27 protein-coding genes are annotated in these 23,703 nt (G+C 61.4%); 22 read left to right on the top strand and 5 right to left on the bottom strand.

The window, feature by feature from the left end; genetic code table 11:
* Positions 1 to 21: 21 nt before the first annotated feature.
* Both KI610_RS07130 and purM read right to left on the bottom strand, forming a co-directional pair.
* Positions 22 to 648: a septal ring lytic transglycosylase RlpA family protein gene (locus KI610_RS07130; protein WP_226497964.1), complete on the bottom strand. Its 627-nt coding sequence runs from the start codon at positions 646 to 648 to the stop codon at positions 22 to 24.
* The gene (gene purM / locus KI610_RS07125; RefSeq protein ID WP_226497963.1) at positions 638 to 1,681 is read right to left on the bottom strand and encodes a phosphoribosylformylglycinamidine cyclo-ligase; all 1,044 of its coding nucleotides are present in this window, start codon (positions 1,679 to 1,681) and stop codon (positions 638 to 640) included. The genes KI610_RS07130 and purM overlap by 11 nt, the downstream gene beginning before the upstream one ends.
* A gap of 282 nt (positions 1,682 to 1,963) precedes the next feature.
* Here purM and KI610_RS07120 point away from each other — a divergent pair, with 282 nt between their 5' ends.
* From KI610_RS07120 to KI610_RS07055, 14 genes are all read left to right on the top strand, one after another.
* Positions 1,964 to 2,413 (top strand): hypothetical protein, encoded by a 450-nt coding sequence (locus KI610_RS07120; protein WP_226497962.1) that lies wholly within the window; start codon positions 1,964 to 1,966, stop codon positions 2,411 to 2,413.
* A gap of 20 nt (positions 2,414 to 2,433) precedes the next feature.
* On the top strand, positions 2,434 to 4,239 hold the full coding sequence (locus KI610_RS07115; protein WP_226497961.1) for a radical SAM protein: 1,806 nt from the start codon (positions 2,434 to 2,436) through the stop codon (positions 4,237 to 4,239).
* A gap of 2 nt (positions 4,240 to 4,241) precedes the next feature.
* On the top strand, positions 4,242 to 4,703 hold the full coding sequence (locus KI610_RS07110) for a hypothetical protein (protein WP_226497960.1): 462 nt from the start codon (positions 4,242 to 4,244) through the stop codon (positions 4,701 to 4,703).
* Between the two features lie 154 nt (positions 4,704 to 4,857).
* Positions 4,858 to 6,132, top strand: coding sequence for a tyrosine--tRNA ligase (tyrS, locus tag KI610_RS07105; RefSeq protein WP_226497959.1), 1,275 nt, complete (start codon positions 4,858 to 4,860; stop codon positions 6,130 to 6,132).
* Between the two features lie 128 nt (positions 6,133 to 6,260).
* Complete coding sequence (locus KI610_RS07100) at positions 6,261 to 6,572, top strand: hypothetical protein (protein WP_226497958.1); 312 nt, start codon at positions 6,261 to 6,263, stop codon at positions 6,570 to 6,572.
* A 113-nt stretch (positions 6,573 to 6,685) separates the two neighbouring features.
* Positions 6,686 to 7,339, top strand: a complete 654-nt coding sequence (hda, locus tag KI610_RS07095) for a DnaA regulatory inactivator Hda (RefSeq protein WP_226497957.1) — start codon at positions 6,686 to 6,688, stop codon at positions 7,337 to 7,339.
* Positions 7,336 to 8,004, top strand: a complete 669-nt coding sequence (locus tag KI610_RS07090; protein WP_226497956.1) for a histidinol-phosphatase — start codon at positions 7,336 to 7,338, stop codon at positions 8,002 to 8,004. The genes hda and KI610_RS07090 overlap by 4 nt, the downstream gene beginning before the upstream one ends.
* Before the next feature lie 48 nt (positions 8,005 to 8,052).
* Positions 8,053 to 9,396 (top strand): polynucleotide adenylyltransferase PcnB, encoded by a 1,344-nt coding sequence (pcnB, locus tag KI610_RS07085; protein WP_226497955.1) that lies wholly within the window; start codon positions 8,053 to 8,055, stop codon positions 9,394 to 9,396.
* Positions 9,393 to 9,869, top strand: a complete 477-nt coding sequence (gene folK, locus KI610_RS07080) for a 2-amino-4-hydroxy-6-hydroxymethyldihydropteridine diphosphokinase (protein WP_226497954.1) — start codon at positions 9,393 to 9,395, stop codon at positions 9,867 to 9,869. Before pcnB ends, folK begins: the two co-directional genes overlap by 4 nt.
* Before the next feature lie 68 nt (positions 9,870 to 9,937).
* On the top strand, positions 9,938 to 10,228 hold the full coding sequence (locus tag KI610_RS07075; protein WP_404827501.1) for a DMT family protein: 291 nt from the start codon (positions 9,938 to 9,940) through the stop codon (positions 10,226 to 10,228).
* 6 nt (positions 10,229 to 10,234) lie between these two features.
* Complete coding sequence (panB, locus tag KI610_RS07070) at positions 10,235 to 11,053, top strand: 3-methyl-2-oxobutanoate hydroxymethyltransferase (protein WP_226497952.1); 819 nt, start codon at positions 10,235 to 10,237, stop codon at positions 11,051 to 11,053.
* A 115-nt stretch (positions 11,054 to 11,168) separates the two neighbouring features.
* Positions 11,169 to 11,993: a pantoate--beta-alanine ligase gene (gene panC, locus KI610_RS07065; RefSeq protein WP_226497951.1), complete on the top strand. Its 825-nt coding sequence runs from the start codon at positions 11,169 to 11,171 to the stop codon at positions 11,991 to 11,993.
* 90 nt (positions 11,994 to 12,083) lie between these two features.
* On the top strand, positions 12,084 to 12,467 hold the full coding sequence (gene panD / locus KI610_RS07060; RefSeq protein WP_226401091.1) for an aspartate 1-decarboxylase: 384 nt from the start codon (positions 12,084 to 12,086) through the stop codon (positions 12,465 to 12,467).
* A 118-nt stretch (positions 12,468 to 12,585) separates the two neighbouring features.
* The gene (locus KI610_RS07055; protein ID WP_226497950.1) at positions 12,586 to 13,095 is read left to right on the top strand and encodes a hypothetical protein; all 510 of its coding nucleotides are present in this window, start codon (positions 12,586 to 12,588) and stop codon (positions 13,093 to 13,095) included.
* A gap of 33 nt (positions 13,096 to 13,128) precedes the next feature.
* Here the strand turns inward: KI610_RS07055 and KI610_RS07050 are convergent, their stop codons facing one another.
* The gene (locus tag KI610_RS07050) at positions 13,129 to 14,415 is read right to left on the bottom strand and encodes an NYN domain-containing protein (protein WP_226497949.1); all 1,287 of its coding nucleotides are present in this window, start codon (positions 14,413 to 14,415) and stop codon (positions 13,129 to 13,131) included.
* A gap of 154 nt (positions 14,416 to 14,569) precedes the next feature.
* On the opposite strand from KI610_RS07050, the gene KI610_RS07045 reads away from it, so the two are divergent.
* Both KI610_RS07045 and KI610_RS07040 read left to right on the top strand, forming a co-directional pair.
* The gene (locus tag KI610_RS07045; protein ID WP_226497948.1) at positions 14,570 to 14,998 is read left to right on the top strand and encodes a c-type cytochrome; all 429 of its coding nucleotides are present in this window, start codon (positions 14,570 to 14,572) and stop codon (positions 14,996 to 14,998) included.
* 19 nt (positions 14,999 to 15,017) lie between these two features.
* Complete coding sequence (locus tag KI610_RS07040) at positions 15,018 to 16,394, top strand: cbb3-type cytochrome c oxidase subunit I (RefSeq protein WP_226497947.1); 1,377 nt, start codon at positions 15,018 to 15,020, stop codon at positions 16,392 to 16,394.
* A 72-nt stretch (positions 16,395 to 16,466) separates the two neighbouring features.
* Here KI610_RS07040 and katG read toward each other — a convergent pair whose 3' ends face one another.
* Together katG and KI610_RS07030 are read right to left on the bottom strand one after the other, a co-directional pair.
* Positions 16,467 to 18,641, bottom strand: coding sequence for a catalase/peroxidase HPI (katG, locus tag KI610_RS07035; protein ID WP_226497946.1), 2,175 nt, complete (start codon positions 18,639 to 18,641; stop codon positions 16,467 to 16,469).
* Between the two features lie 174 nt (positions 18,642 to 18,815).
* Positions 18,816 to 19,199 (bottom strand): DUF302 domain-containing protein, encoded by a 384-nt coding sequence (locus KI610_RS07030; RefSeq protein WP_226497945.1) that lies wholly within the window; start codon positions 19,197 to 19,199, stop codon positions 18,816 to 18,818.
* Positions 19,200 to 19,383: 184 nt separating this feature from the next.
* Here KI610_RS07030 and KI610_RS07025 point away from each other — a divergent pair, with 184 nt between their 5' ends.
* Genes KI610_RS07025 through KI610_RS07000 form a run of 6 tightly spaced genes read left to right on the top strand, consistent with a single transcriptional unit; the run spans position 19,384 to position 23,703 of the window.
* Complete coding sequence (locus KI610_RS07025; protein ID WP_226497944.1) at positions 19,384 to 20,532, top strand: GNAT family N-acetyltransferase; 1,149 nt, start codon at positions 19,384 to 19,386, stop codon at positions 20,530 to 20,532.
* A gap of 57 nt (positions 20,533 to 20,589) precedes the next feature.
* On the top strand, positions 20,590 to 21,207 hold the full coding sequence (locus tag KI610_RS07020) for a cytochrome c oxidase subunit 3 family protein (RefSeq protein WP_226497943.1): 618 nt from the start codon (positions 20,590 to 20,592) through the stop codon (positions 21,205 to 21,207).
* Positions 21,207 to 21,476, top strand: coding sequence for a cytochrome C oxidase subunit IV family protein (locus KI610_RS07015; RefSeq protein ID WP_226497942.1), 270 nt, complete (start codon positions 21,207 to 21,209; stop codon positions 21,474 to 21,476). The genes KI610_RS07020 and KI610_RS07015 overlap by 1 nt, the downstream gene beginning before the upstream one ends.
* Positions 21,473 to 22,255 (top strand): CbbQ/NirQ/NorQ/GpvN family protein, encoded by a 783-nt coding sequence (locus KI610_RS07010; protein WP_226497941.1) that lies wholly within the window; start codon positions 21,473 to 21,475, stop codon positions 22,253 to 22,255. The genes KI610_RS07015 and KI610_RS07010 overlap by 4 nt, the downstream gene beginning before the upstream one ends.
* The gene (locus KI610_RS07005; protein WP_226497940.1) at positions 22,236 to 22,664 is read left to right on the top strand and encodes a hypothetical protein; all 429 of its coding nucleotides are present in this window, start codon (positions 22,236 to 22,238) and stop codon (positions 22,662 to 22,664) included. Before KI610_RS07010 ends, KI610_RS07005 begins: the two co-directional genes overlap by 20 nt.
* Positions 22,657 to 23,703, top strand: a complete 1,047-nt coding sequence (locus KI610_RS07000) for a 4Fe-4S binding protein (RefSeq protein WP_226497939.1) — start codon at positions 22,657 to 22,659, stop codon at positions 23,701 to 23,703. Before KI610_RS07005 ends, KI610_RS07000 begins: the two co-directional genes overlap by 8 nt.

The raw sequence follows: 23,703 nt of genomic DNA, 5'->3' as shown, positions 1-23,703 counted from the left end.
AGCTGAAATCGCAGAACAAAATCAGCCGTCGATATTGGGCAGGAATTCAGGCAATTGCGGTAGTTGACCGCAAGACGCGCATCCCGGTTCGGTTTCCGGCTCGAAAGCCGCCTGACAAGAGCCGGCACCGCCCTCCTGCCAACCCTTCTTCAAGGGCACCACACTGACGAAGACGACACCGGCGCGAACCATATTGAGGTATTCGGCGACACCGCGCGACACGTCGATGATGCGTTTGCGGTGTTTCGGATGCATCCGGTCATTGACCTTGACGATGGCGCAACGGTCGTTGTCGATGCGCCTGACCGCGAGCATGGTACCGAGCGGAAAGCGATTGCTGGCGGCGGTGAACTGCTTGACGTCAAAGCGTTCGCCGGTGGCCGTCTTGCGGCCCTGAAAGCCCCGGCCGTAAAAACTGGCGTGGCCGCGCAGGCCGGGTACGCCGTCCTCGAGCAGATCGGCCGCCCCGAATGCGGGGGCCAACTCGGCCTGGCGCGGCGAATGCCGCACTGCCTTCTTGACATGTCTGGTTGCAGCCGCCTTGTGTGACGGCTTCTGGCTCGCCGCCCAGACGGTCGACGAGACATTCAGCAGGAACAGGCCGCAGACGAACATCGCCGCGACCCGCCACGGCCATTTAGACCACAATAGTCTGCGCTTCGTCACCCGAGCGCGCCCGGATCTTCCCGATGCGATAAACCGCCTCGCCCTGCGCCTTGAGTTCTGCCATGGCGGCATCGGCGTCGGCCGCGGCAACGACGATAACCAAGCCGATACCGCAGTTGAAGACGCGGTGCATTTCATTCTCGGCCACATTGCCTTCGGCCTGCATCCAGTCGAACAGCTTGGGACGCGGCCAGGCGGCCTTTTCCAGCTCGGCGACGGTGTTTTCCGGCAGGACGCGCGGCACGTTTTCAAGCAGGCCGCCGCCGGTGATGTGGGCCATGCCCTTGATGGTGACCTTTTCCATGGTCGCCAGCACTTGCTTGACGTAGATGCGGGTCGGCGCCATGACGACATCAGCCAGAGTCCGCTCGCCGTCAAACTTGGCGTTCATGTCCGGGTTGGAACGCTCGATGATCTTGCGGACCAGCGAGTAGCCGTTGGAGTGGGCGCCCGAGGAAGCCAGACCGAGTACCACGTCGCCCGGGGCAATCGAAGCCTTGCCGTCGATGGCCTTGGATTTCTCAACGACGCCAACGGCAAAACCGGCCAGATCGTATTCGCCAGCCGGGTACATGCCCGGCATTTCGGCGGTTTCGCCACCGATCAGCGCGCAGCCGGCCAGTTCGCAACCCTTGGCAATTCCGCCGACGACCGCCGCGGCGGTATCGACATCGAGCTTGCCGCAGGCGAAGTAATCGAGGAAGAACAGCGACTCGGCGCCAAGCACCAGAATGTCATTGACGCTCATGGCGACCAGATCCTGGCCAACCGTGTCGTGACGATTCAGGTCAAAAGCCAGGCGCAGCTTGGTGCCGACGCCGTCAGTGCCGGACACCAGAACCGGCTCCTTGTAACGCTTCGGCACTTCGAACAGCGCGCCAAAGCCGCCGATGCCGCCGAGCACGCCCTCGCGCAGGGTCTTCTTGGCCAAGGGCTTGATACGTTCAACGAGGGCATCGCCCGCATCGATATCGACGCCGGCATCACGGTAGGAGAGGGAAGTGTTCTGGGTCATGGTCTTTAGGCGCCAAGGCGCGGCGAAGGCCGCTGGAAAAAACAGCGATTTTACCCGAAACCGCCAAGCTCCCCTAACCGGCCGGCCAACCCCACCATTCCAGCCGCCGGCCAAAAATGCGCATTCCCACGGTGAACCGGAAAATTGGCCCAAAATCGAAATTGCCGCAGCAGCCGCAAACCGGCTTTGACTGCGAGCCAGCATGACCGCCTGTCATGATGCTGTTACCTTTCGCCTCAAGGCTGGCGTTATCATGGCTTCGTTTTGCCACGCTCAATCGATATGGACGAATCGCGTTTCGCCGCCTGGAAATACGACTACAAGGGCCCTGGTTGTCGCAGCAGGCTTCAGTACTGGTTTGCCGCCGGTTTTTTCGGCGCCAGCCTGCTCGCCAGGCAGATTTGGCCGTTGGCCATTTTCCTTTTCGTGCTCAGCGTGATCATTCTGTTGGTCACGCGCAAAAAGCTTCTGGTGAATGCCCGTTACCTGATTTGTGGTGGTCAGATCGTCTATTTCGCCAATGTGGTGCGTATCGAACGCGACGATAGCGCCGGCAAGCTCCACCTGATTTGTGCCGACGGCAACCGACTCCTACTTGAACGCGACAAGTTCCCCACCAATGCGCGCAAGACCGACAAGATTGCCCGCAACAAGGCAGCCAAGTTCGACAAGGTCGCCAAGCATTTAACCGAACGCGTGCGCCGGGCGTCGCCTGCAGCAGAGTTCACCTAGGCAGGCGAGCACGGTCAACCATGAACGCGCCGAGCCGTCCCGTCCACCTCCTCTACGTGCCAACCCTGGCCTGCAACCTGGGCTGCAGCTACTGCTACCTGGGCACGCAGACGACCGAGGCGAAACTCAAGGAAGACAGCGCACGCGCCGTATCCACGCTGCGTCACGCGCTGACGGCACTCGACGAGGCCGGCGTGCTGGCCTTCAACGTATCGCTGCACGGCGGCGAAGTGACGACGCTGCCGCCAGCCGTACTCGATGAACTGTTCAGCATGGTTCGAGCGCATTACCTCAAGCATTTCGATGCGATTTCCGCGCTCGGCCACAAGAAGCTGGCGCCACACATCAAGACCAATCTCTACAAATTCGCACCGCTCTACGACCTGTTCGACCGCCACAAGGTATCGATCAGCGCCTCCATCGATCTCCCGCTGAAGCTGCATGAAGAGCATCGCCGCACCCTGGGCGGCAAGGGTTGGCGCGATCTGGCCTGCGACAACCTGCGCCGCCTTGCCGCCTACCCGCACGCCAAGAAAATTTCGGCGACGCTGGCCGCCGAACATCTGGCTGACCTGCCGGCGCTGATTGACGACATCTGGTACATCCACCGCGACCTCGGTTTCGACATGAACCAGATGAACCTGATGTTCGCCTTTCCCTCGGCGCTCAACACCGCCGCCCGAGGCAATCCGCTGGCGCCGGCCGACGAGGCAACCCAGTTGGCGCTCTACGACGCCCTCAATGCTGCCTTCGCCGGCACTGAACTGGAGGAGGGCTTGCGCCGGAACTGGTTTGACGAATTCACCCCGAGCTATTGCACCAACGCCATCAATTGCGGCGAACGCTTCTACCTGCTGCAGAGCGACGGCAACGTCTATTCCTGCGTGCGCGGCCAGGGCCTGCCGGAATTCCACTACGGCAACGTGTTCACCGATAGCGTCGACACCATCCTCGCCACCGGCGCCCGCAAGATCGCCACCATCCATCAGCAATTCGGCCTGGCCAACGACTGCCGCGCCTGCGGCCATCTGGCGCAATGTCACAGCGGCTGTGCCGTGGTCAAATTCCAGCGGCAACACGCCAAGTCCTATACCTGCCAGTTGCAGAAGGCGCTCTACCGCGATTACCCGCAGCGCTTCCCGGCGCTCGCCGGCGACGAACAGGCCGCCTACGCCCGCCACTACATCGCCCGCGCCCACCCCGGGCTGGCCATCGCCGAGCCACCGCCACCGCCTGCCCCCGCTGCGCTCGTCCTGCCCAGCGATCTGGTCGACGCCAAGAACGGACTGCGCGCACTGATTGCCGCTGACCCTATCCTGGTCGAACTCTATCGGGCCGACGCCTGGCGACTCGAACTCAACGATGAATGGCTGGCGCTGGAATCGCAAATCCTGCGCGCCCGCGCCGATTGCCACACCTTGCTGCCGGGCGACCAGATTCGCCTGCACCTGCGCCGCGAGCTATTCGCCGTTGCCTGCACGGAGCCCGTGCGCAACACGGTCTACCTGCAAGTGTTGCGCGACACGCCGGTGGTGTACGGCGACGAGCAGCGCAGCAAGCAGGAGCACCTGTTTACCTACCAGCGCTTCGCCAACTGCCTGAGCGACAGCCCGCTCGGCGACGACTGGGCCATGCTCGACCTCGCCCCGCTCCTCGCCCTGCATGCACCGCTGTTCCAGCGTGGCGTGCGCAACAACCTGCTGGTGACCACCGGCTACTTGCGCGACTACCATTATCAGAAACAGAAAGCGAACGCCTTCTACCATGTGCAGGCCATCAACCTGCCCTTCCAGAACCTTGAGTTTCACTACCTGACCGAGGCTTGATCATGGCCCCCGACGAACTCGCCCGCACTGCCTACACCGTCGAATGTTTTCTCAACGCCCTGCGCCTGGACGACGGACGGGGACGCACTGAAATCGAGGAACGGCTGGTCAAGTGGCTAAGCCGTCCGAAAAACAAAACGGGCTACGCCGTCTATAGCGATGGCAACATCTTCTGCCATGCCGGAAAGGAAGATAGCAGCGCCATCGACACCATTCCCGTTCCCACCGCCAGTCGGCAACATGCTGTCTGGTGCAACCACAAGAAACTCTCGGAAATCGACGCCAACAGCTACGCCGGCAGCGGCAAACTGGTCATGCTGGGCACCGCCGCCCTGCTCCTCAACCTGCCCGGCAGCGCGGAGGCGGCTGCGGCAAAGCCGACATTCGAACTCGGATTCAGCAACAACAATAATAACAATAATAACAATAATAACAATAACAACAATAATAATAACAACGGTTGAGCCCTTAGCTGAGGAATCGCTACGGTCAACCGGAAATTTCGCCCAAAATCGAAATCCCATTCAGCCGTCCGCACGCCGTGCAGAGATGGCGCTCTGCTAAAATCGCCGGTTCGAATTTCCGGCGCCGGCGGCGCTGTTCCGTGGAGAAAAAGCAATGTACCAGTCCCCCCTCATCCAGGATCTGCAAGATCGCGGCCTGATCGCCCAGATCACCGACGCTGCGGCGCTCGACAAACTGCTGACTGAGGAATCGGTAACGCTCTATTGCGGCTTCGACCCGACGGCGGACAGCCTGCACCTCGGCCACCTGGTCCCCGTGCTCATCCTCAAGCGCTTCCAGGAAGCCGGCCACAAGCCCATCGCCCTGGTCGGCGGCGCCACCGGCATGATCGGCGACCCGAGCTTCAAGGCCACCGAGCGCAAGCTCAATACGCCGGACGTCATCGCCACCTGGGTCGACAAGATCCGCGGCCAGGTTGAACCCTTCCTCAAGTTCGACGGCGCCAACGCCGCCATCATGGCCAACAACTACGACTGGTTCGGCGGCATGAACTGCCTCGAATTCATGCGCGACATCGGCAAGCACTTCTCGGTCAATGCCATGATCAAGAAGGAATCCGTGCAGCAACGCCTGACGCGCGAAGACCAGGGCATTTCCTACACCGAGTTCTCCTACAGCCTGCTTCAGGGCTACGACTTCGCCGAACTCAACAAGCGTTACGGCTGCGTGCTGCAGATCGGCGGTTCCGACCAGTGGGGCAACATCGTCGCCGGCACCGACCTGACGCGCCGCCTGCATCAGCAGCACGTCTTCGGCCTGACCCTGCCGCTGATCACCAAGGCCGACGGCACCAAGTTCGGCAAGACCGAATCCGGCGCCATCTGGCTCGACCCGAAAAAGACCTCGCCCTACGCCTTCTACCAGTTCTGGCTCAACACCAGCGACGCCGACGTCTACAAGTTCATGAATTTCTTCACCTTCCTGCCGGTGACGCGCATCGCCGAGATCGAAGCGGCCGACAAGGCCAGTGGCGGCAAACCGGAAGCCCAGCGCATCCTGGCCGAGGAAGCGACCCGTCTGGTGCACGGCGAAGTCGCCCTGATGGCCGCCCGCCGCATCACCGACAGCCTGTTCCACGGTCAACTGGAAAATCTGACCGAAAATGACCTCGAACAACTGGCCCAGGACGGCATGCCCGGCGTGCAGATCGACAAATCTGCAGGCAGCCTGATCGATGCCCTGGTCGCCGCCGGCTTGGCCAAATCAAAATCCGAAGCCCGCACTTTCATCCAGAGCGGCAGCGTCGCCATCAATGGTGCCAAAGCCGAGGCCCTGGACCACCAGATCGCCGACGACGAGCGCCTCTACGGCCGTTTCACCATCCTGCGTCGCGGCAAGAAAAACTACGGTTTGGTCAGCTGGCAGTAACCGGCGTTTGTACTCGCGCTGAACCAAAGTGTTACAGCGCGTAAATGCACTAAACGTGAAGCATTTCCGGACGTTAATGAATTTACCGGGTAGATTTTCCGGTAGAGAGTTACCGAAGGAGATGCGCCATGACCTATTTAAGCCCCAGCCAGATCAGGTCGCTTGCCGAAACCTCGACAACAGCGGCCGCCTACCTTGATGCCTGCGACAACGGCGCAAAATTTGTTCGACTGGATCCGGCTTATTACCAGGCATGCGCTCGCTTGCTGACGAGCATCTTTACCGTGGTCGATGCTCCAGACGCCTTCCCGGACCTGCTCAGCCGCTCCCCCTCGGCCCGCAACACCGCCGAATCGCTCGAAATGGAACACCACCTCAGGGTCAGCCGAACCGGCTACTACCCGCGGCTAGCGGCCATCCTGGCCCGCGCTTCGGTATAAAAACCCGGGACTGGCTGAAAAAGCAGACTTCGAGAACGCCGGCGCCGGTCTAAATCGGCGCTGTCGTCGGCAGCAATGCTAGAATTTCGGCCCCATTCCCTTTCGCTATCCCGATGCGCCAGCTGATTCTCGATTTGCTGCCCGAAAGCTCGCCCACCCTGGATAACTTCGTCGCTGGTGGAAATGCTCAAACGCTGGCCCTGCTCACCGAATGGCTGGCCGGAACACGCACCGACACGTCATTCTGCCTGTGGGGAGAAGCCGGCTCGGGATGCTCGCATTTGCTGCAGGCAAGCGGCTTTGCCTATATCGACGCGGCCCTCGACCCGGCACTGAAATCAGCCCCAACTGCGGAGCAACTGGCTGTCGATCACGTTGAAATGCTTGACGAAACTGGCCAGATCGCCCTCTTCAATCATTTCAACCGCCTCAAAATGGCCTTCGGAATGCTGTTGACCGCAGCCGCGCAGCCGCCGGCTCACCTCACGCTGCGCGAAGACCTGCGCACCCGCCTCGGCTCCGGCCTGATCTGCCGCCTGCAACCGCTGTCCGACGCCGAAAAGGCCGAAGCCCTGGCCACCCAGGCCAAAGAGCGCGCCCTCAAGCTGACGCCGGAAATCATCGACTACCTGATGCGCCACGCCCCGCGCGACATGCGCAGGCTATCGGCCATCATCGTCGCCCTCGACCAATACACGCTGGAACAAAAACGCGCCGTCACCCTGCCGCTGCTGCGCGAACTGCTCAACCAGGAAGCCAACGCATGAATCTTGCCCTCTTCGACCTCGACAACACCCTGCTCACCGGCGACTCCGACTTTGAGTGGGCGCAATTCCTGATCAGCAAAGGCGTCGTCGACCGCGAGTTGCAGGAAGCCAAGAACATCCAGTTCTACGAGCAATACAAGGCCGGCACGCTCGACATCTACGAATTCCTGAATTTCCAGCTCGCCCCGCTGACCCGTCATTCGCGGGAAGAACTCGATGCCTGGCACCGCGAATACATGGCCCGCCACATCCTGCCAATCATCGGCCAGCCGTCCCGCGCCTTGGTCAAGAGCCATCTCGATGCTGGCGACTTGTGCGCCATCGTCACCGCCACCAACAGCTTCGTCACCGGCGCCATTTGCCGCGAATTCGGCATTCCGCACCTGATCGGCACCATTCCTGCGGTCAACCCGGAAAATGGCCGATTTTCAGGATCGCCCAGCGGCACACCGTCCTTCCGCGAAGGCAAGATCGAACGCGTCGAAGCCTGGCTCGAATCGCTCGGCCTGTGGTGGGGCAGCTTCGCCGACAGTTATTTCTACAGCGACTCGCACAACGACCTGCCGCTGATGGGTAAGGTCAAGACGCCGGTGGCCGTCGATCCGGACGAAAAGCTGCACGCCCATGCCAGTCAAATGGGCTGGAAAATCATTACTTTGCGGTAGAATCCGCCTTTTCCCGTAGCGCCCAAAACGCTCATTGAACGGTAATACGTGATCCGCAAATTCATATCCCGCGTTTTCAGCGGCAAGAAGCCCAAGGCCGGCAAGCACGAACCGGCCGTCATTCCCGTCTCCAGCCACGGCATCACCCGCGACCGCATCAGCAGCGGCAGCCGGCGCGTTTGCGAAACCCTGCAAGGCCATGGCTTCAAGGCCTACGTCGTCGGCGGTGCAGTACGCGACCTGCTGATCGGCGCCGTGCCCAAGGATTTCGACATCGCCACCGACGCCACGCCGGAAGAGGTCCGCCGCGCTTTCCGCCGCTCACGCATCATCGGCCGCCGCTTCCAGATCGTGCATGTCATGATGGGCCAGGAAACCTTGGAAGTGACCACCTTCCGCGGCATGCTCGACGAAAAGACGAAGACCGACGAACACGGCCGCGTCCTCCACGACAACGTTTTCGGCAGCCATGCCGACGACGCCGCCCGCCGCGACTTCACGGCCAACGCGCTGTACTACGACCCGGCCACCGAAGCCGTCATCGACTATCACCACGGCGTCGGCGACCTCAAACAAAAAACCCTGCGCATGATCGGCGAGCCGCGCGCCCGCTACCGCGAAGACCCGGTCCGCATGCTGCGCGCCGTCCGCCTCGCCGCCAAGCTAGGCCTATTCATCGATCCGGAAGCCAAGAAACCGATCCGCGAAATGGCCAGCCTGCTCGAAAACGTGCCGGCCGCCCGCCTTTTCGACGAAATGCTCAAGCTGCTGACCTCCGGGCATTCGGTCAAATGCATCACCCAGCTCCGCGATGAGGGCCTGCACCACGGCCTGCTGCCGCTGCTCGACGTCATTCTCGAACAGCCGATGGGCGAGAAATTCGTCATGCTCTCGCTCAAGAACACCGACGACCGCATTCGTCAGGAAAAAGGCGTCTCACCCGGCTTCCTGTTCGCCACCCTGCTCTGGCACGAAGTGCTGGCCCACTGGGAAAAGCTCAAGGCCAAGGGCGAGGCGAAGATTCCGGCGCTTTACCAGGCGATGGATACGGTCATCGACGTGCAGGGCGAAAAACTCGCCATCACGCGCCGCATCGCCGGCGACATCAAGGACATCTGGGCGCTGCAACCACGCTTCGAAGCGCGCGCCGGCAAACGCCCCTACGCCCTGCTCGAACAGCCGCGCTTCCGTGCCGGCTATGACTTTCTGGTACTGCGCGCCGAATCCGGCGAAGTCGACATCGAACTGGCCGAGTGGTGGACGCGCTTCCAAAAGGTCGATGGCGAAGAACGCGCCGAAATGCTGCAACCCGAGCAGGCCGGCGACAAAAAGCGCCGCCGCCGCAAGAAAAAACCGGCCACCGAAGGTAGCTCCCCCCCCCCCGCAGAATGAACACTGCCTACGTTGCGCTGGGCGCCAACCTCGGCGACCCGGCGGCTACTGTTCTGGCCGCCTTCGCCGCCCTGGCCAACCTGCCGGAAAGCCGCGTTGTCCATAGCTCTTCGCTCTATCGAACGGCGCCGGTCGGTCTCACCGATCAGCCCGAATTCGTCAATGCGGTGGCCGAACTGGAAACCACACTGGCGCCGGAAGCCCTGCTCGCCGCGCTGTTTGACATCGAAGAACGCTTCGGCCGCATCCGCGCCGAGAAGAACGGCCCGCGCACGCTCGACCTAGACCTGCTGCTCTACAACGACCAGTTCCTCGACTTGCCGCGCCTGACCCTGCCCCACCCGCGCCTGCACCTGCGCGCCTTCGTCCTCCAGCCGCTGGCTGAAATTGCGCCGCGGCTCGCCATCCCCGGGCGCGGCACCGTCGCCGCCTGGCTTCCGGCCGTCGCCAATCAGGGCATCGTCCGACTGTGACCGTTTTTGGTTTCCACATCCCCGTGCTCTGGCAGACGGTGGTTCTGCTGGCCCTATCGAACGTCTTCATGACTTTCGCCTGGTATTCGCATCTCAAGCATCTCAACGACAAGCCGTGGTGGATCGCTGCGTTGATTTCGTGGGGCATCGCGCTGTTCGAATACCTGCTGCAGGTGCCAGCCAACCGCATCGGCAATACCGAACTCAGCCTCGGCCAGCTCAAGATCCTGCAGGAAGTGATCACCCTGGCCATCTTCGTCCCCTTCGTCGTTTTCTACATGCAACAGCCGCTCAAGCTTGACTACTTGTGGGCCGCCCTGTGTATCCTAGGCGCCGTCTATTTCGTTTTCCGGACCTAATCCGCCATGTCAGCCCAAACCATCACCCGCCGCCTGACCCAGGCCGATCTTGCCAAGCTTTATCAAGCCGGCGAGAAGGTCGTCATGTTCACCTGCTACGACGCCAGCTTCGCCCGCCTGCTCGATGGCGCCGGGGTCGATTCGATCCTGATCGGCGATTCGCTGGGCAATGTCATCCAGGGCCACGACACGACGCTGCCGGTCACCGTCGCCGACATCGCTTACCACACCGCCTGCGTCAAACGCGGTTCGGACCACGCTTTCATCATCGCAGACATGCCTTTCGGGAGTTATCAGGAATCGCCGGAACAAGCCTTCCGCAACGCCGTCACGCTGATGGCGGCCGGCGCCCAGATGGTCAAACTTGAAGGCGGCCAGGAAATGGCAAAAACGGTCAAATTTCTGGTTGACCGTGGCATTCCGGTCTGTGGCCACGTCGGCCTGACGCCGCAATCGGTCCACGCACTCGGCGGCTACAAGGTCCAGGGCAAGGGCGAAGCAGCCGCGCAAAAGCTCAAGGATGACGCACTGGCCGTGCAAAATGCCGGCGCCACGATGGTCGTCCTCGAAGCCATTCCCGCCGTCCTGGCCGCCGAAGTTACGGCCCTGCTGAGCATGATCACCATCGGCATCGGTGCCGGCAAGGACTGCTCCGGCCAGGTCATGGTGCTGCACGATGCTTTCGACATCCCGCCGGGCAAGAAGGCCAAGTTCGTCAAGAATTTCATGGAAGGCGCCAGCAGCATCCACGACGCCGCCTGTCGCGCCGTCGCCGCCGTCAAGGACGGCAGCTATCCAGGCCCCGAACACACCTATTCCGCCTAGAGGCACTCACAAAATGCCCCTGGCGTCGTTGTGCCTCCTCGCCGTACAAATGTACTGTCTTCGTCGGCCCGCCTAGCCAGGGTCGCTTCGCTTCATTTTCTGAGCTCCTCTTAATATGCAAATCATTTCCGCCATCGCCGACCTGCGTGCGGCGCTCCAGGGGCGCGGCCGCGTCGTTTTCGTGCCGACCATGGGCAACCTGCACGCCGGCCACATCAGCCTGATGGAACAGGCGCGGGCCCACGGCGACACCGTGGTCGCCTCGATCTTCGTCAATCGCCTGCAATTCGGCCCGAACGAGGATTTCGACAAGTACCCGCGCACTTTCCAGGCCGACTGCGACAAGCTGGCTGCCGCTGGCGTCGATGTGCTGTTCGCGCCGACCGAAGCCGATCTTTACCCGGAACCGCAGGAATATACGGTCGAACCGCCGGCCATCCAGAACATCCTCGACGGCGAATTCCGCCCCGGCCATTTCCGCGGTGTCGCCACCGTCGTCCTCAAGCTGTTCAACATCGTCCAGCCGCAGGCCGCCGTGTTTGGCAAGAAGGACTACCAGCAGCTCATGGTCATCCGCAACATGACCCGCCAGCTGGCCTTGCCGATAGCCATCATCGGCGGTGAAACGGTGCGCGCCGAGGACGGCCTGGCCCTTTCTTCACGCAACGGCTACCTGAGCGAGGCCGAGCGCGCCGAAGCGCCGCGCCTGTATCGGCTCCTCAACGAAATCCGCGCCGCCATCCGGGCGGGCGAAATCGACACCGTCAAACTGGAAAATGCAGCCATTTCCGAGTTGACCGCAGCCGGCTGGAAAACCGACTATGTTGCAGTGCGACAACAAGCCGACCTGTCTATGCCGAAAGGCGTAAACGCCCCGCTGGTGGTGCTTGCCGCCAGCCGCCTGGGAACGACGCGGCTCATTGATAACATTGAAGTTTGACGCAGCAATCGTATCCATAATTATGGCCATTGACAGCCCGGCCATTGTCGTTACAATGCGCTTCCCCCAACTGTCTGGATGAGTGAAACCATGCAGAGAACAATGCTGAAATCCAAGTTGCACCGCGTGACGGCAACCCACGCCGACCTGCACTACGAGGGTTCCTGCGCCATCGATGAAGACCTGCTTGAAGCGGCAAACATCAAGGAATACGAACAGATCGATATCTGGAACGTAAACAATGGCGAGCGTTTCACCACCTATGCCATCCGCGCCGAACGCGGATCGGGCGTCATTTCCGTCAATGGTTCGGCGGCCCGCCGCGCCGCCCCGGGCGACATCCTGATCATCGCCACCTTCGCCGTCTATAACGAAGTCGAACTGGCCCGCCACGAGCCCGATCTGATCTACGTCGATTCGCAGAACCGCATCACGCGTCGCGGTCACAAGATTCCGGTGCAAGCAGCCGCCTGATCGTGAAGTAGTTCAGCTTTGCTCAAAACCCGCCTCTCGGCGGGTTTTTCTTTTGTGTAAAATACATCAAAAAAATTTACATAAATTCAAAAATCTACATCGATTTTGGAGACAAACCATGGGCATTGCTTTCGCCAAGACCCCGAAGGGGCATGACGAAATCACCACGAAGGCCGGCGGGCTGTCACCGCGGGTCAGACGGGTATTGATTTTCGTTGACGGAAAAAGGACCGTCGAAGACCTGCGCGGCATGTTGCAGTCGGACGACTTGCAGCACACGCTGGGCATGCTGGAGGAAGAGGGCTACATCGAACTGGCCAGCGTCACCAACGCTGCCGGGAAGCCCGTAGCACCCCAGGTGCCGCTGGCGTCGATCACGGCTTTCGGCGAACTGCCGGCCAGCCCCGATCCGGTTCGCCTGCAAAAGGCCCGCAACTTCATGAGCAACACGCTCAATGCCTTCGTCGGCGCCCTCGGCAACAGCTCCCTGCTCGACCGCATTGAACAGGCGAGCGGCCATGCCGAGCTACGTGCCATGTACGACGAGTGGTATCACGCCATCGTGATGTCACGCGAAGGCAAGCGCGAGGCCGAAGGCCTGCGCAGCAAGCTGCTCGCCGTCATCTGATGCGGACGGGGCCGCAAGCGGCCCCGTCGAATCTCAGCTTTCCGGCGTTTCGGTTGCGACTTTCGCCTTGCGCGGACGTGACGGACGCTTGGCCTTGGCCGGCTTCGCCTCGCCTTCGGCGCTTGCGGCCGTTGCCACGGTAACCACGACCGGCGACTCGGCGACCGGTGCGGCAGCATCTTTTGCCGCATCCGTCTTGCGTGGACGGCGAGTGCCGCGACGCGGCTTGCTTTCGGTCTTTTCTGCCGGAGCGGCTTCACTCGCCACAGGCTGCGGCTGGCTTTCGGCCGGCGAGTTCACTGGCGTTGCGTCGAATACCGGCTCGACCGGCTCGCTCACCGTCCGCTCCCGACCATTGCGCGAACGCCGGCCGCCGCGTCGGCGAGCGTTGCCGGCGGTTTCCGGCTCGGCGACCGGCGATTCCATTTTTGGCTCATTTTCCGGGTTGACCGTAGGAATCGGCTCCACCGGCAACTCGGCCCCAGTTTCGGCTTCACCCGTAGCCGGTCGGCCCTGCCCACGGAAGACAAAGGCGCCCTTGTCGTCACGACCAAAGCCGAGCAAGCCACGGCTGGCGGCTTCTTCGAGCAGGTTACCGAAGGTCCGGAAGCCGTAATAGCTTTCGTTGAAGCCGGGATTGCGGCGCTTGACGACTTCCTTGAGGACAGAGGCCCAGATGCGTTCGCTTTCGCCGCGGTCGGCCATGAGGTCGACGAAGGTTGCCGAAACGATATCGACCGCCTTAGCTTTCCGTTCTTCCTGTTTCTGGCTGCGCTTGGCTTCTTCTTCCGGCGAGCGCTTGGGCGCTTCGCGGTCGCGCCGCGCGTTGCCACGGCCTTCGCGGTCGCGGACGAGGTCGTCGTAGTAGATGAATTCGTCGCAATTGGTGACGAGCAGGTCGGAGCACGATTGCTTGACGCCGACGCCGATGACTTTCTTGGCGTTTTCGCGCAGCTTGGAGACGAGCGGCGAGAAGTCAGAGTCGCCGGAGATGATCACGAAGGTATCGACGTGGGCCTTGGTGTAGCAGAGGTCAAGGGCGTCGACGACCATCCGGATGTCGGCCGAGTTCTTGCCTGACTGGCGAACGTGCGGGATTTCGATGAGCTCGAAATTGGCTTCGTGCATGGCCGACTTGAAGGCCTTGTAGCGATCCCAGTCGCAATAGGCTTTCTTGACCACAATGCTGCCCTTGGCGAGCAGGCGCTCGAGAATCGGCTTGATATCGAACTTCTCGTAATTGGCATCGCGGACGCCAAGGGCAACGTTTTCGAAATCACAAAAGAGCGCCATGCTGGCGTTGTCGTTGGCTGCGGCCATGGAATGCTTTCAACTTGAAGAGGCGCCAGTATACCGCCGACGCCGTTCTCCCCGACGCCTCAAGTAATTCCGCATTTTTAGCGGGCATCAAAGATTGCCCCTGCCTCGCGACCTACCATCCGTCGGCCAAACAATTTCCGAAAGGGGGAAAACAATGAGTGGCGCTTTCACCAAATCGATGGCGCGGAACATTTTTTACGGAGGAACCGTCTTCTTCTTCCTGTTGTTCCTTGCGCTGTCCTTCGACACCCATTCGCAACTGCCTAAACGCGACATGCGGGCCAATATCACGCCGCAGATCGCCGAGGGCAAGAAGCTATGGGAAGTCAATAACTGTATCGGTTGCCACACCCTGATGGGTGAAGGTGCCTACTTTGCTCCTGAACTGGGCAACGTCATCGCTCGCTACGGCGACGAAGGCGTCAAGGCCTTCATCCAGAGCCGTCCGAAAGAGGGCATTCCAGGTCGCCGCAGCATGCCGCAGTTCAACTTCACCGACGAGCAACTGAATGCCATCGTGGCCTTCCTGAAGCACGTCAATTCGATCAACGATGCTAACTGGCCGCCCAACGACCAAGGCTGATCGAGAGGAGAAACTGAACATGCAATTTAAATCTCAAGCGGTTGCAAAACCCTACTTCATCGCGGCAATCGGCCTGTTTGTCGGTCAGATCCTGTTCGGCCTGATTCTTGGCCTGCAGTATGTGATCGGCGACTTCCTGTTCCCCGCCATTCCGTTCAACGTGGCCCGCATGGTCCACACCAACCTGCTCATCGTGTGGCTGCTCTTCGGCTTCATGGGTGGCGCCTACTACATGATCCCGGAAGAATCCGAGACCGAACTGTTCAGCCCGAAACTGGCGCTGGCCCTGTTCTGGATCTTCCTGGTCGCCGGGGCGCTGACCATCGTCGGCTATCTGGCCGTGCCGTACGCCACGCTGGCTGAACTGACCGGTAACAACCTCCTCGAAACCATGGGCCGCGAGTTCCTCGAACAGCCGCTGCCGACCAAACTTGGTATCGTCGTCGTTGCGCTCGGCTTCCTGTTCAACCTGACCATGACCATGCTGAAGGGCAAGAAAACTGCCATTTCCATGGTGCTGATGATCGGTCTGTGGGGTCTCGCCGTCTTCTTCCTGTTCTCTTTCTACAACCCGGTGAACGTCGTTCTCGACAAGTTCTTCTGGTGGTGGACGGTGCACCTCTGGGTTGAAGGCGTATGGGAATTGATCCTCGGCTCCTTCCTCGCATTCGTGCTGATCAAGACGACCGGTGTTGACCGCGAAGTGATCGAAAAGTGGCTGTACGTCATCGTCACCCTGACGCTGATCTCGGGCATCATCGGTACGGGTCACCACTACTTCTGGATCGGTACGCCGGAATACTGGCAGTGGTGGGGTTCCATCTTCTCTGCACTGGAGCCGATTCCGTTCTTCGGGATGACCGTGTTTGCCTTCAACATGGTGAACCGTCGCCGTCGCGAGCATCCGAACAAGGCTGCCGTGCTGTGGGCGCTGGGCACCGGTGTCATGGCTTTCCTGGGCGCTGGCGTGTGGGGCTTCCTGCATACCCTGGCTCCGGTCAACTACTACACGCACGGCACGCAGATCACCGCGGCGCACGGCCACATGGCTTTCTATGGCGCCTACGCCATGGTCAACATGATGATGATCTCCTACGCCATGCCCATCATTCGCGGCCGTGCTGCCAACAGCAACAAGTCGCAAGTGCTGGAAATGTGGTCATTCTGGCTGATGACCACGGCGATCGTCTTCATCACGCTGTTCCTGACCGCCGCTGGCATCCTGCAAGTCTGGCTGCAACGCGTCTCCGATTCTCCGCTGCCGTTCATGGTGGCGCAGGACAAGATTTCGCTGTTCTACTGGATGCGTGAGTGGGCCGGTGTGGTCTTCCTGATCGGCCTGATCCTCTACATCACCAGCTTCTTTGTCGGTGGTGATGAAGAGAAGGCAGCCTGATCGGTAGATTGCTCAAGTAGTACGAAAAAGGCGCGGTTCGCAAGAACCGCGCCTTTTTTATGCCTAGCGGATTTAAGCCAGATCGAAGCGGTCAGCGTTCATGACCTTCGCCCAGGCGGCAACGAAGTCCCTGACGAACTTCTCCTTGCTGTCATCCTGGGCATAGACCTCGGCATAGGCACGAAGAACCGAATTCGAACCGAACACGAGATCGACCCGGGTCGCCGTCCACTTGACCGTGTCGGTCTTGCGGTCACGGATTTCGTACAGGTTCCGGCCTGTCGGCTTCCACGTGTAGGCCATATCGGTCAGATTGACGAAGAAGTCGTTGGTCAGCGCCCCGACGCGGTCAGTAAATGCGCCATGCCGGGTACCGCCGTAATTGGTGCCGAGAACGCGCATGCCGCCAACCAGAACCGTCATCTCGGATGCGGTCAGTCGCATCAGTTGCGCGCGGTCAAGCAACAACTCCTCGGCCGTGACGACGTAATCCTTCTTCATCCAGTTACGGAAGCCATCGGCCAGCGGTTCCAGCACGTCGAACGACTCGACATCGGTTTGCGCCTGGCTGGCGTCGCCGCGTCCCGGAGCGAAGGGCACCGTTACCTCGACACCTGCCGCCCTGGCTGCCTGCTCAACCCCGACGTTGCCGGCCAGCACGATGACATCAGCCACGCTGGCACCGGTCTCGGCGGCAATCTTCTCCAGCCCGGCCAATACTTTGGCGAGACGGGCCGGTTCATTGCCTTCCCAGTCCTTTTGCGGCGCCAGACGGATGCGCGCGCCGTTGGCACCGCCGCGCTTGTCCGAACCGCGGAAGGTACGGGCGCTATCCCAGGCCGTTGCCACCATGTCACTGATGCTCAGGCCGCTGGCGGCGATCTTCGCCTTGACGGCCGCCACGTCGTAATCCTTGCGACCAGCCGGCACCGGGTCTTGCCAGATCAGGTCTTCCTGCGGCACGTCCGGGCCGATGTAGCGTGCCTTCGGACCCATGTCACGGTGCGTCAGCTTGAACCAGGCGCGGGCGAAGACTTCGGAGAAGTAGGCAGGATCCTTGTGGAAGCGCTCGGCGATCTTGCGGTATTCAGGGTCGAACTTCATCGCCATGTCGGCGTCGGTCATCATCGGCTTGCAGCGAATCGAGGGATCTTCGACATCGACCGGCATGTCCTCTTCCCTGATGTTGACCGGCTCCCACTGATGGGCACCGGCCGGCGATTTTCCCAGCCACCAGTCGTAGCCAAGGAGCAGGTCGAAGTAACCGTTGTCCCACTTGGTAGGATGGGTAGTCCAGGCACCTTCGATGCCGCTGGTCACGGTATCGCGTCCCACGCTGCGCGAGCTGTGGTTGTTCCAGCCCAGGCCTTGCTCGTCCACATCCGCCGCCTCGGGGGCCGGCCCCAGATTGGCAGCGCTGCCATTGCCGTGCGCCTTGCCGACGGTGTGGCCACCGGCGGTCAGGGCAACGGTTTCCTCGTCGTTCATCGCCATGCGGGCGAAGGTCACGCGCACATCGTGGGCCGTCTTGAGCGGGTCGGGCTTGCCGTCCACACCTTCCGGGTTGACGTAGATCAGGCCCATCATCACGGCGGCAAGCGGGTTTTCCAGATCGCGCTCGCCTGAGTAACGGCTGTTGGGGTTGTCAGTCGGGGCGAGCCATTCCTTTTCGGAGCCCCAGTAAATATCCTTTTCCGGATGCCAGATGTCTTCACGGCCAAAACCGAAACCGAAGGTTTTGAGGCCCATCGACTCGTAGGCCATGTTGCCGGCGAGAATGATCAGGTCGGCCCAGCTCAGCTTGTTGCCGTATTTTTTCTTGATCGGCCAGAGCAGGCGACGGGCCTTGTCCAGATTGGCGTTGTCCGGCCAGGAATTGAGCGGGGCGAAACGCTGATTGCCCGTGCCGCCACCGCCACGACCATCGGCAATGCGGTAGGTACCGGCCGAGTGCCAGGCCATGCGGATCATCAGGCCGCCGTAGTGGCCCCAGTCGGCCGGCCACCAATCCTGGCTGTTGGTCATCAAGGCCTTGAGGTCGTTCTTCAACGCGTCGACATCGAGCTTCTTGACCTCTTCGCGATAGTTGAAATCCGGGCCCAGCGGGTTGGTCTTGCTATCGTGCTGGTGCAGGATGTCGAGGTTCAGGGCCTTGGGCCACCACGCCATCGTCTGCATGCTGGCCGATGTGGCACCGCCATGCATGACCGGGCATTTGCCGGCGGAATTCATTTGATTGGTATCCATCTCTACTCTCCTCGGTGAATGACGTTCAGGAAACGTTCAAACTGATATTAGGAAAACGGTTTGTTTAGCACCAATTGATTAACCGGATAAGTTTGATAGATGATCACTATCAAGACAGCGGCAGACCTGTTCTCTCTTGCTGATTTCGACAGTGATTGCGGCGATGCTATCCGCTTAACGCGTCTCGTCGACGATCTGGATGAGCTTTTCTTCGAGCTCCTGCGCCAGCCGGGCCAGCCCGGCATCCGGCGAGAGCGCCGCGAGGAGGGGCAGCGGCCGGATCACGGCGATTTTCGTGTTGCCGTTCTCGGTATAGACCGATATGCGCCAGGGCAGCGCCGCGCTGAGGCGCATGTCGATGGCCAGCATTTTCTCGACCAGCCGGGGATTGCCGACTTCGAAGACCTGACATTCGTCGTCGAACTCGATCTCCTTGCTGTCGAGCATGCCGCCGAGATCGTGCATCTGCAGTACGCTGAGGCCGAGGCGCTGGATGACCGGGACGAGGTCGGTGCTGGCTTCGTAAAATGATTTGTCGCTATCGACGATGTAGTACATGGATTTTCCTGATCTGAAAACGCGGCATCCCGGGCGGCCGGCGAGGATTTCAATTTTCGCCGAAATTTCCGGTTGACCGTAGCAATCACACCCCAAGCCCGCAATTTGACGCTCGCATGGAGGATGATGGGAACCGATGCCCCGGCCAGCGGTCCGCTTAAGTGCCGCCACAGAAAATGCCCCGATGCCTGCCCTGACGCTCTCTTCCGTTGATTCTGCCGACGCCATCCCGGGCGAAGCTTGGGCTCGTCTTTGTCCGCCCGGCGATCCTTTTCTCAGCGCCGATTTTCTCGCCATCATCGAACGCCACGGTGCCGCCGGGCCGGACTGGGGCTGGGTGCCATGTCATCTGACGGCAAGCGATGAGCAGGGCCGCATCGTCGGCATCCTGCCGCTCTACGTCCGCTTCAACTCGCACGGCGACTTTATTCACGACTGGTCGTGGGCCTCGGTCTACCAACAGCTCGGCCGCAGCTACTTCCCGAAATTGCTGAGCGGCCTACCGCATACCCCGGCGACCGGTCCGCGCCTGCTGGTGGCGGAAGGACCGCAGGCGTCGACGATTCGTCGCGCCCTGATCGATGGCGCGCAGTCGGTGGCCAGCGGGCACGACATGTCATCGTGGCACGTCGCCTTTCCGAACGAGAACGACTGCAGTGAGCTACGGGCAGCCGGCATGCTGATCAGCCACAACGTCCAGTTCCAGTGGCTCGACAGCGGTTGTGGCGACTTCGACGGCTATCTGGCCACCTTTGCCGCCGACAAGCGGCGCAAGGTCCGGGCCGAGCGCCGCAAGGTGGCCGAAAGCGGCCTGAGCATCGAGGTCTGCCATGGCAACGAAATCGACCCGGCCGAATGGCCCGCCCTGCACGCCCTCTACGCCGCAACCTTCGACAAATTCAACAACCACGCCGTGTTCACGGCCGCCTGCTTCGCCGATCTGGCGCCGGCGCTGGGCCGCCGCATGGTCGTTTTCATCGCCCGCGATGGTGGCCGGCCGGTCGCCATATCGCTCTGCTTCCGCAGCGACGAAACGCTTTATGGCCGTTACTGGGGCTGCAGTGGCCAATATCACAGCCTGCATTTCGAACTCTGTTTCTATCAGGGCATCGCCTACTGCCTGCGCGAGGGCCTGCAGCGCTTCGAGCCGGGTGCCGGCGGCGAACACAAGATCGCCCGCGGTTTCACGCCAACCGTCGTCCATTCCGCCCACTGGATCGCCGACCCGGCCATGCGCAAGCTGATCGGCCGCCACCTCGACGTGCAGGGCGACGCAGTCGCCAACTATCGGGACCAGGCGGCGGCGCATCTGCCCTTCCGTTGTGAGAACTAGTCTCATTTTTGGGCCATATCAATTTGTGCTGATCGACACCCCGCTACCATGCAGGCCATGACCACCGCCGCCCAGTCTTCGCCATTGAACCCTCCGCCCGAACCCGGTACCGCCCCGGCCGCACCGCGCCTGCCCGGCGACCTCGCCATCTGGTTCTTCATCCTCGCCGAACTGCTCGCCTTCGCCGTGTTCTTTTCCGCCTACGCCTTCGCCCGGGCCAGCCATGTCGAGGAATTCAATCTCTACCAGCAGACGCTGGACCGCAACCTCGGCGCCCTCAATACGCTGCTCCTCATCACCGGCTCGTGGTTCATCGTCCGCGCCGTGCAGGCGGCGCATCGCGATGACATCAAGGCCATCCCCCGCAATATCCTGCTCGGCTGGTTGTGCGGCGGCGGTTTCCTGGTCGTCAAGGTGATCGAATATGCCGCCAAGTTCGGCGCCGGCATTTCGATGTCGACCAATACGTTTTACATGTTCTACATCTCGCTGACCTTCTTCCATTTCATGCACGTCATCCTCGGCATGGTCATCCTGACCGTTCTCTGGTTCCAGGCCAGAAATGGCGCCTACGGCGGCCACAATGCGCACGGACTGGAAAGCGGCGCCGCCTACTGGCACATGGTCGACCTGCTGTGGATCGTCCTTTTCCCGCTCGTTTATGTGATGCGCTGATGGCCACCTTTCTGAAAAATTCCGCCCACCGCGCCTGGCTCGTCCTCATGATCGCCACCGGCATCACCTGGTATCTCGGTGAAGTCGGCGCCGCCGGCACCGGGGCCATCGTCGCCATGCTGGTCATCGCCTTCGTCAAGGGCCGGCTGGTCATCCTCGATTTCATGGAGCTGCGCGAAGCCCCGCTGATGTGGCGCCTGCTCCTCGAAGGCTGGCTGATCCTCGTCTCCAGCCTGATTCTGCTTGCCTACTGGATCTCTCTCAAATGACCGAACTGCCCTTCTACGAACCTTCCGGCAACGAAATTTCGCTCTTCGAGCACGCCTTCAACCAGCGCCTGCCGCTGCTCATCAAGGGTCCGACCGGCTGCGGCAAGACGCGCTTCGTCGCCCACATGGCAGCGAGGCTGAAACTGCCGCTCTATACCGTCGCCTGCCATGACGACCTGACCGCCGCCGACCTCGTCGGCCGCCACCTCATTTCCGACAAGGGCACCTACTGGTCGGATGGCCCGCTGACTCGCGCCGTGCGCGAAGGCGGCATCTGCTACCTCGACGAAGTGGTCGAGGCGCGCAAGGACACCACCGTCGTCCTCCACCCGCTGGCCGACGACCGCCGCATCCTGCCCATCGACCGCACTGGTGAAACGCTGGTAGCGCCGGCCAATTTTATGCTCGTCGTCTCCTACAACCCGGGCTACCAGAATTTGCTGAAAGGTCTGAAGCCCTCTACCCGCCAGCGTTTCGTCTCGATGCGCTTCGACTTCCCGGGCGCCGAGCGCGAAATCTCCATCCTGATCGGCGAAACAGGCTGCGACGCTGACCTCGCCAAGCGTCTGGTCGGCATCGCCAAGGCCTTCCGCGCCCTCAAGGATCGCGATCTCGAAGAAGTCGCCAGCACCCGCCTGCTCGTCTATGCCGCGACCCTCATCAAATCCGGCTTCGACGTCACCGCCGCCTGCCGCGCCGCGCTGGTCGAAAGCCTGACCGACGACGAGGAAACCGTCGAAGCGCTCATGGAAATCGTCAATGCCACTTTCGGACGATGATTTCGGATTCGAGGAAGAAAAGGCCGGGCAAAACCTGGCCGTCCTCGCCGAAGCCCTCTATCTGATCAACCTGCTGCTCTTGCCGGGGCTGGCCTTCCTGATCCTCCTCGGCCTCTGGTTCAATTACAAGGACAGCGCCCCGCCACTGGCCCGCCAGCATCTCCGGCAGACCACCTTCGTCAGTCTGGTCGGCGGCCTGCTCATTGTCATTCTCTCCGGCCTCATCGTCGGCCTCGGCGGACTCGACTGGGAATGGACCTGGGTCACCCTGATCCTCTATTTCACCTGCATCCACTCGACCCTCGTGCTGTTCGGCATGTATGCGCTGATCAAGGCCATGAACGGCCAAACCTGGCGCTTCCCGCTCATCGGTCCGGCGATCCCACGGTCAACCGGAAAAAATGGCTAAAACTGAAAGCTTGCAGCGCACCCGTCTGCTGGCGCAGATGGGCTTCTTCACGCTGTTCACCGTCACGCCCATCTTCGACCTCTTCCGCTACGACCTCACCGAGCGCCACGCCTATTTCCTGACCTACCCCTGGCACCTCGGCATCGACGAACTGATGGCCGGCACCGGCGAAGCGAGCACGGCCGTCATCAACATCATCCTCTACCTCTTCCTGCCAGTCCTTGGCGCCGGCGCGCTGATCATCGGCGTCGCCTGGAAATGGGGCCGCCTCTACTGCGGCTGGCTGTGCCCGCATTTTTCCGTGGTCGAAACGATCAACCGCCTGATGCTCATCGCCAGCGGCAAGCACTCGGTCTGGGACAAGAAACAAACCCCGCCGTGGGAGCCGGACGGCACCCCGGCCAAGCGCGACAAGCGTTACTGGCTGCTCGTCGTCCCCGCTGCCATCGGCTTCGCCTTCGCCTGGGCGCTGGTCGGCCTGACCTACCTGATGCCGCCCTTTCAGGTCTACCACGGCCTGTTCACCTTCACGCTCTACGAAAAAGAAGTCATTTTCCTCGCCGCCGCCACCACGGTGCTGAGCCTCGAATTCCTCTTCGCCCGCCACCTGTTCTGCCGCTACGGCTGCGCCATCGGCATCTTCCAGAGCTTCGCCTGGATCGTGAACAAGAAAGCCATGGTCGTCGGCTTCGACCGCAAACGGCTGACCGACTGCGCCAGTTGCCAGCAAGGCGCCGGTAGCGCCGGCCACACCGTTCTCGCCCGGCAAGCCCTGCGCGAAAGCGGCGACCCGTTCGCCTCGCCGTCGGGAAGTGCCTGCGACGCCGTCTGCCCGATGCGCCTCAAACCACGCAACGTCAAACGCTGGATGTTCGCCTGCACGCAATGCGGCCAGTGCATTTCGGCCTGCAAGACCGTGAACCGCGACAACCCGGACGGGCAACTGCTCCGCTGGGTCAGCAACGAGGATGCCCGGCGCAACGAAGCCGGTTTTTCAGCCTTATCAAATACAGACGAAGACGCGGGAGCCAAACTGTAG

Source organism: Ferribacterium limneticum (assembly GCF_020510565.1).
Taxonomy (GTDB): domain Bacteria; phylum Pseudomonadota; class Gammaproteobacteria; order Burkholderiales; family Rhodocyclaceae; genus Azonexus; species Azonexus limneticus_B.
Note: the sequence above shows the minus strand (reverse complement) of the source record. Positions and strands in the feature narration are given on the sequence as shown.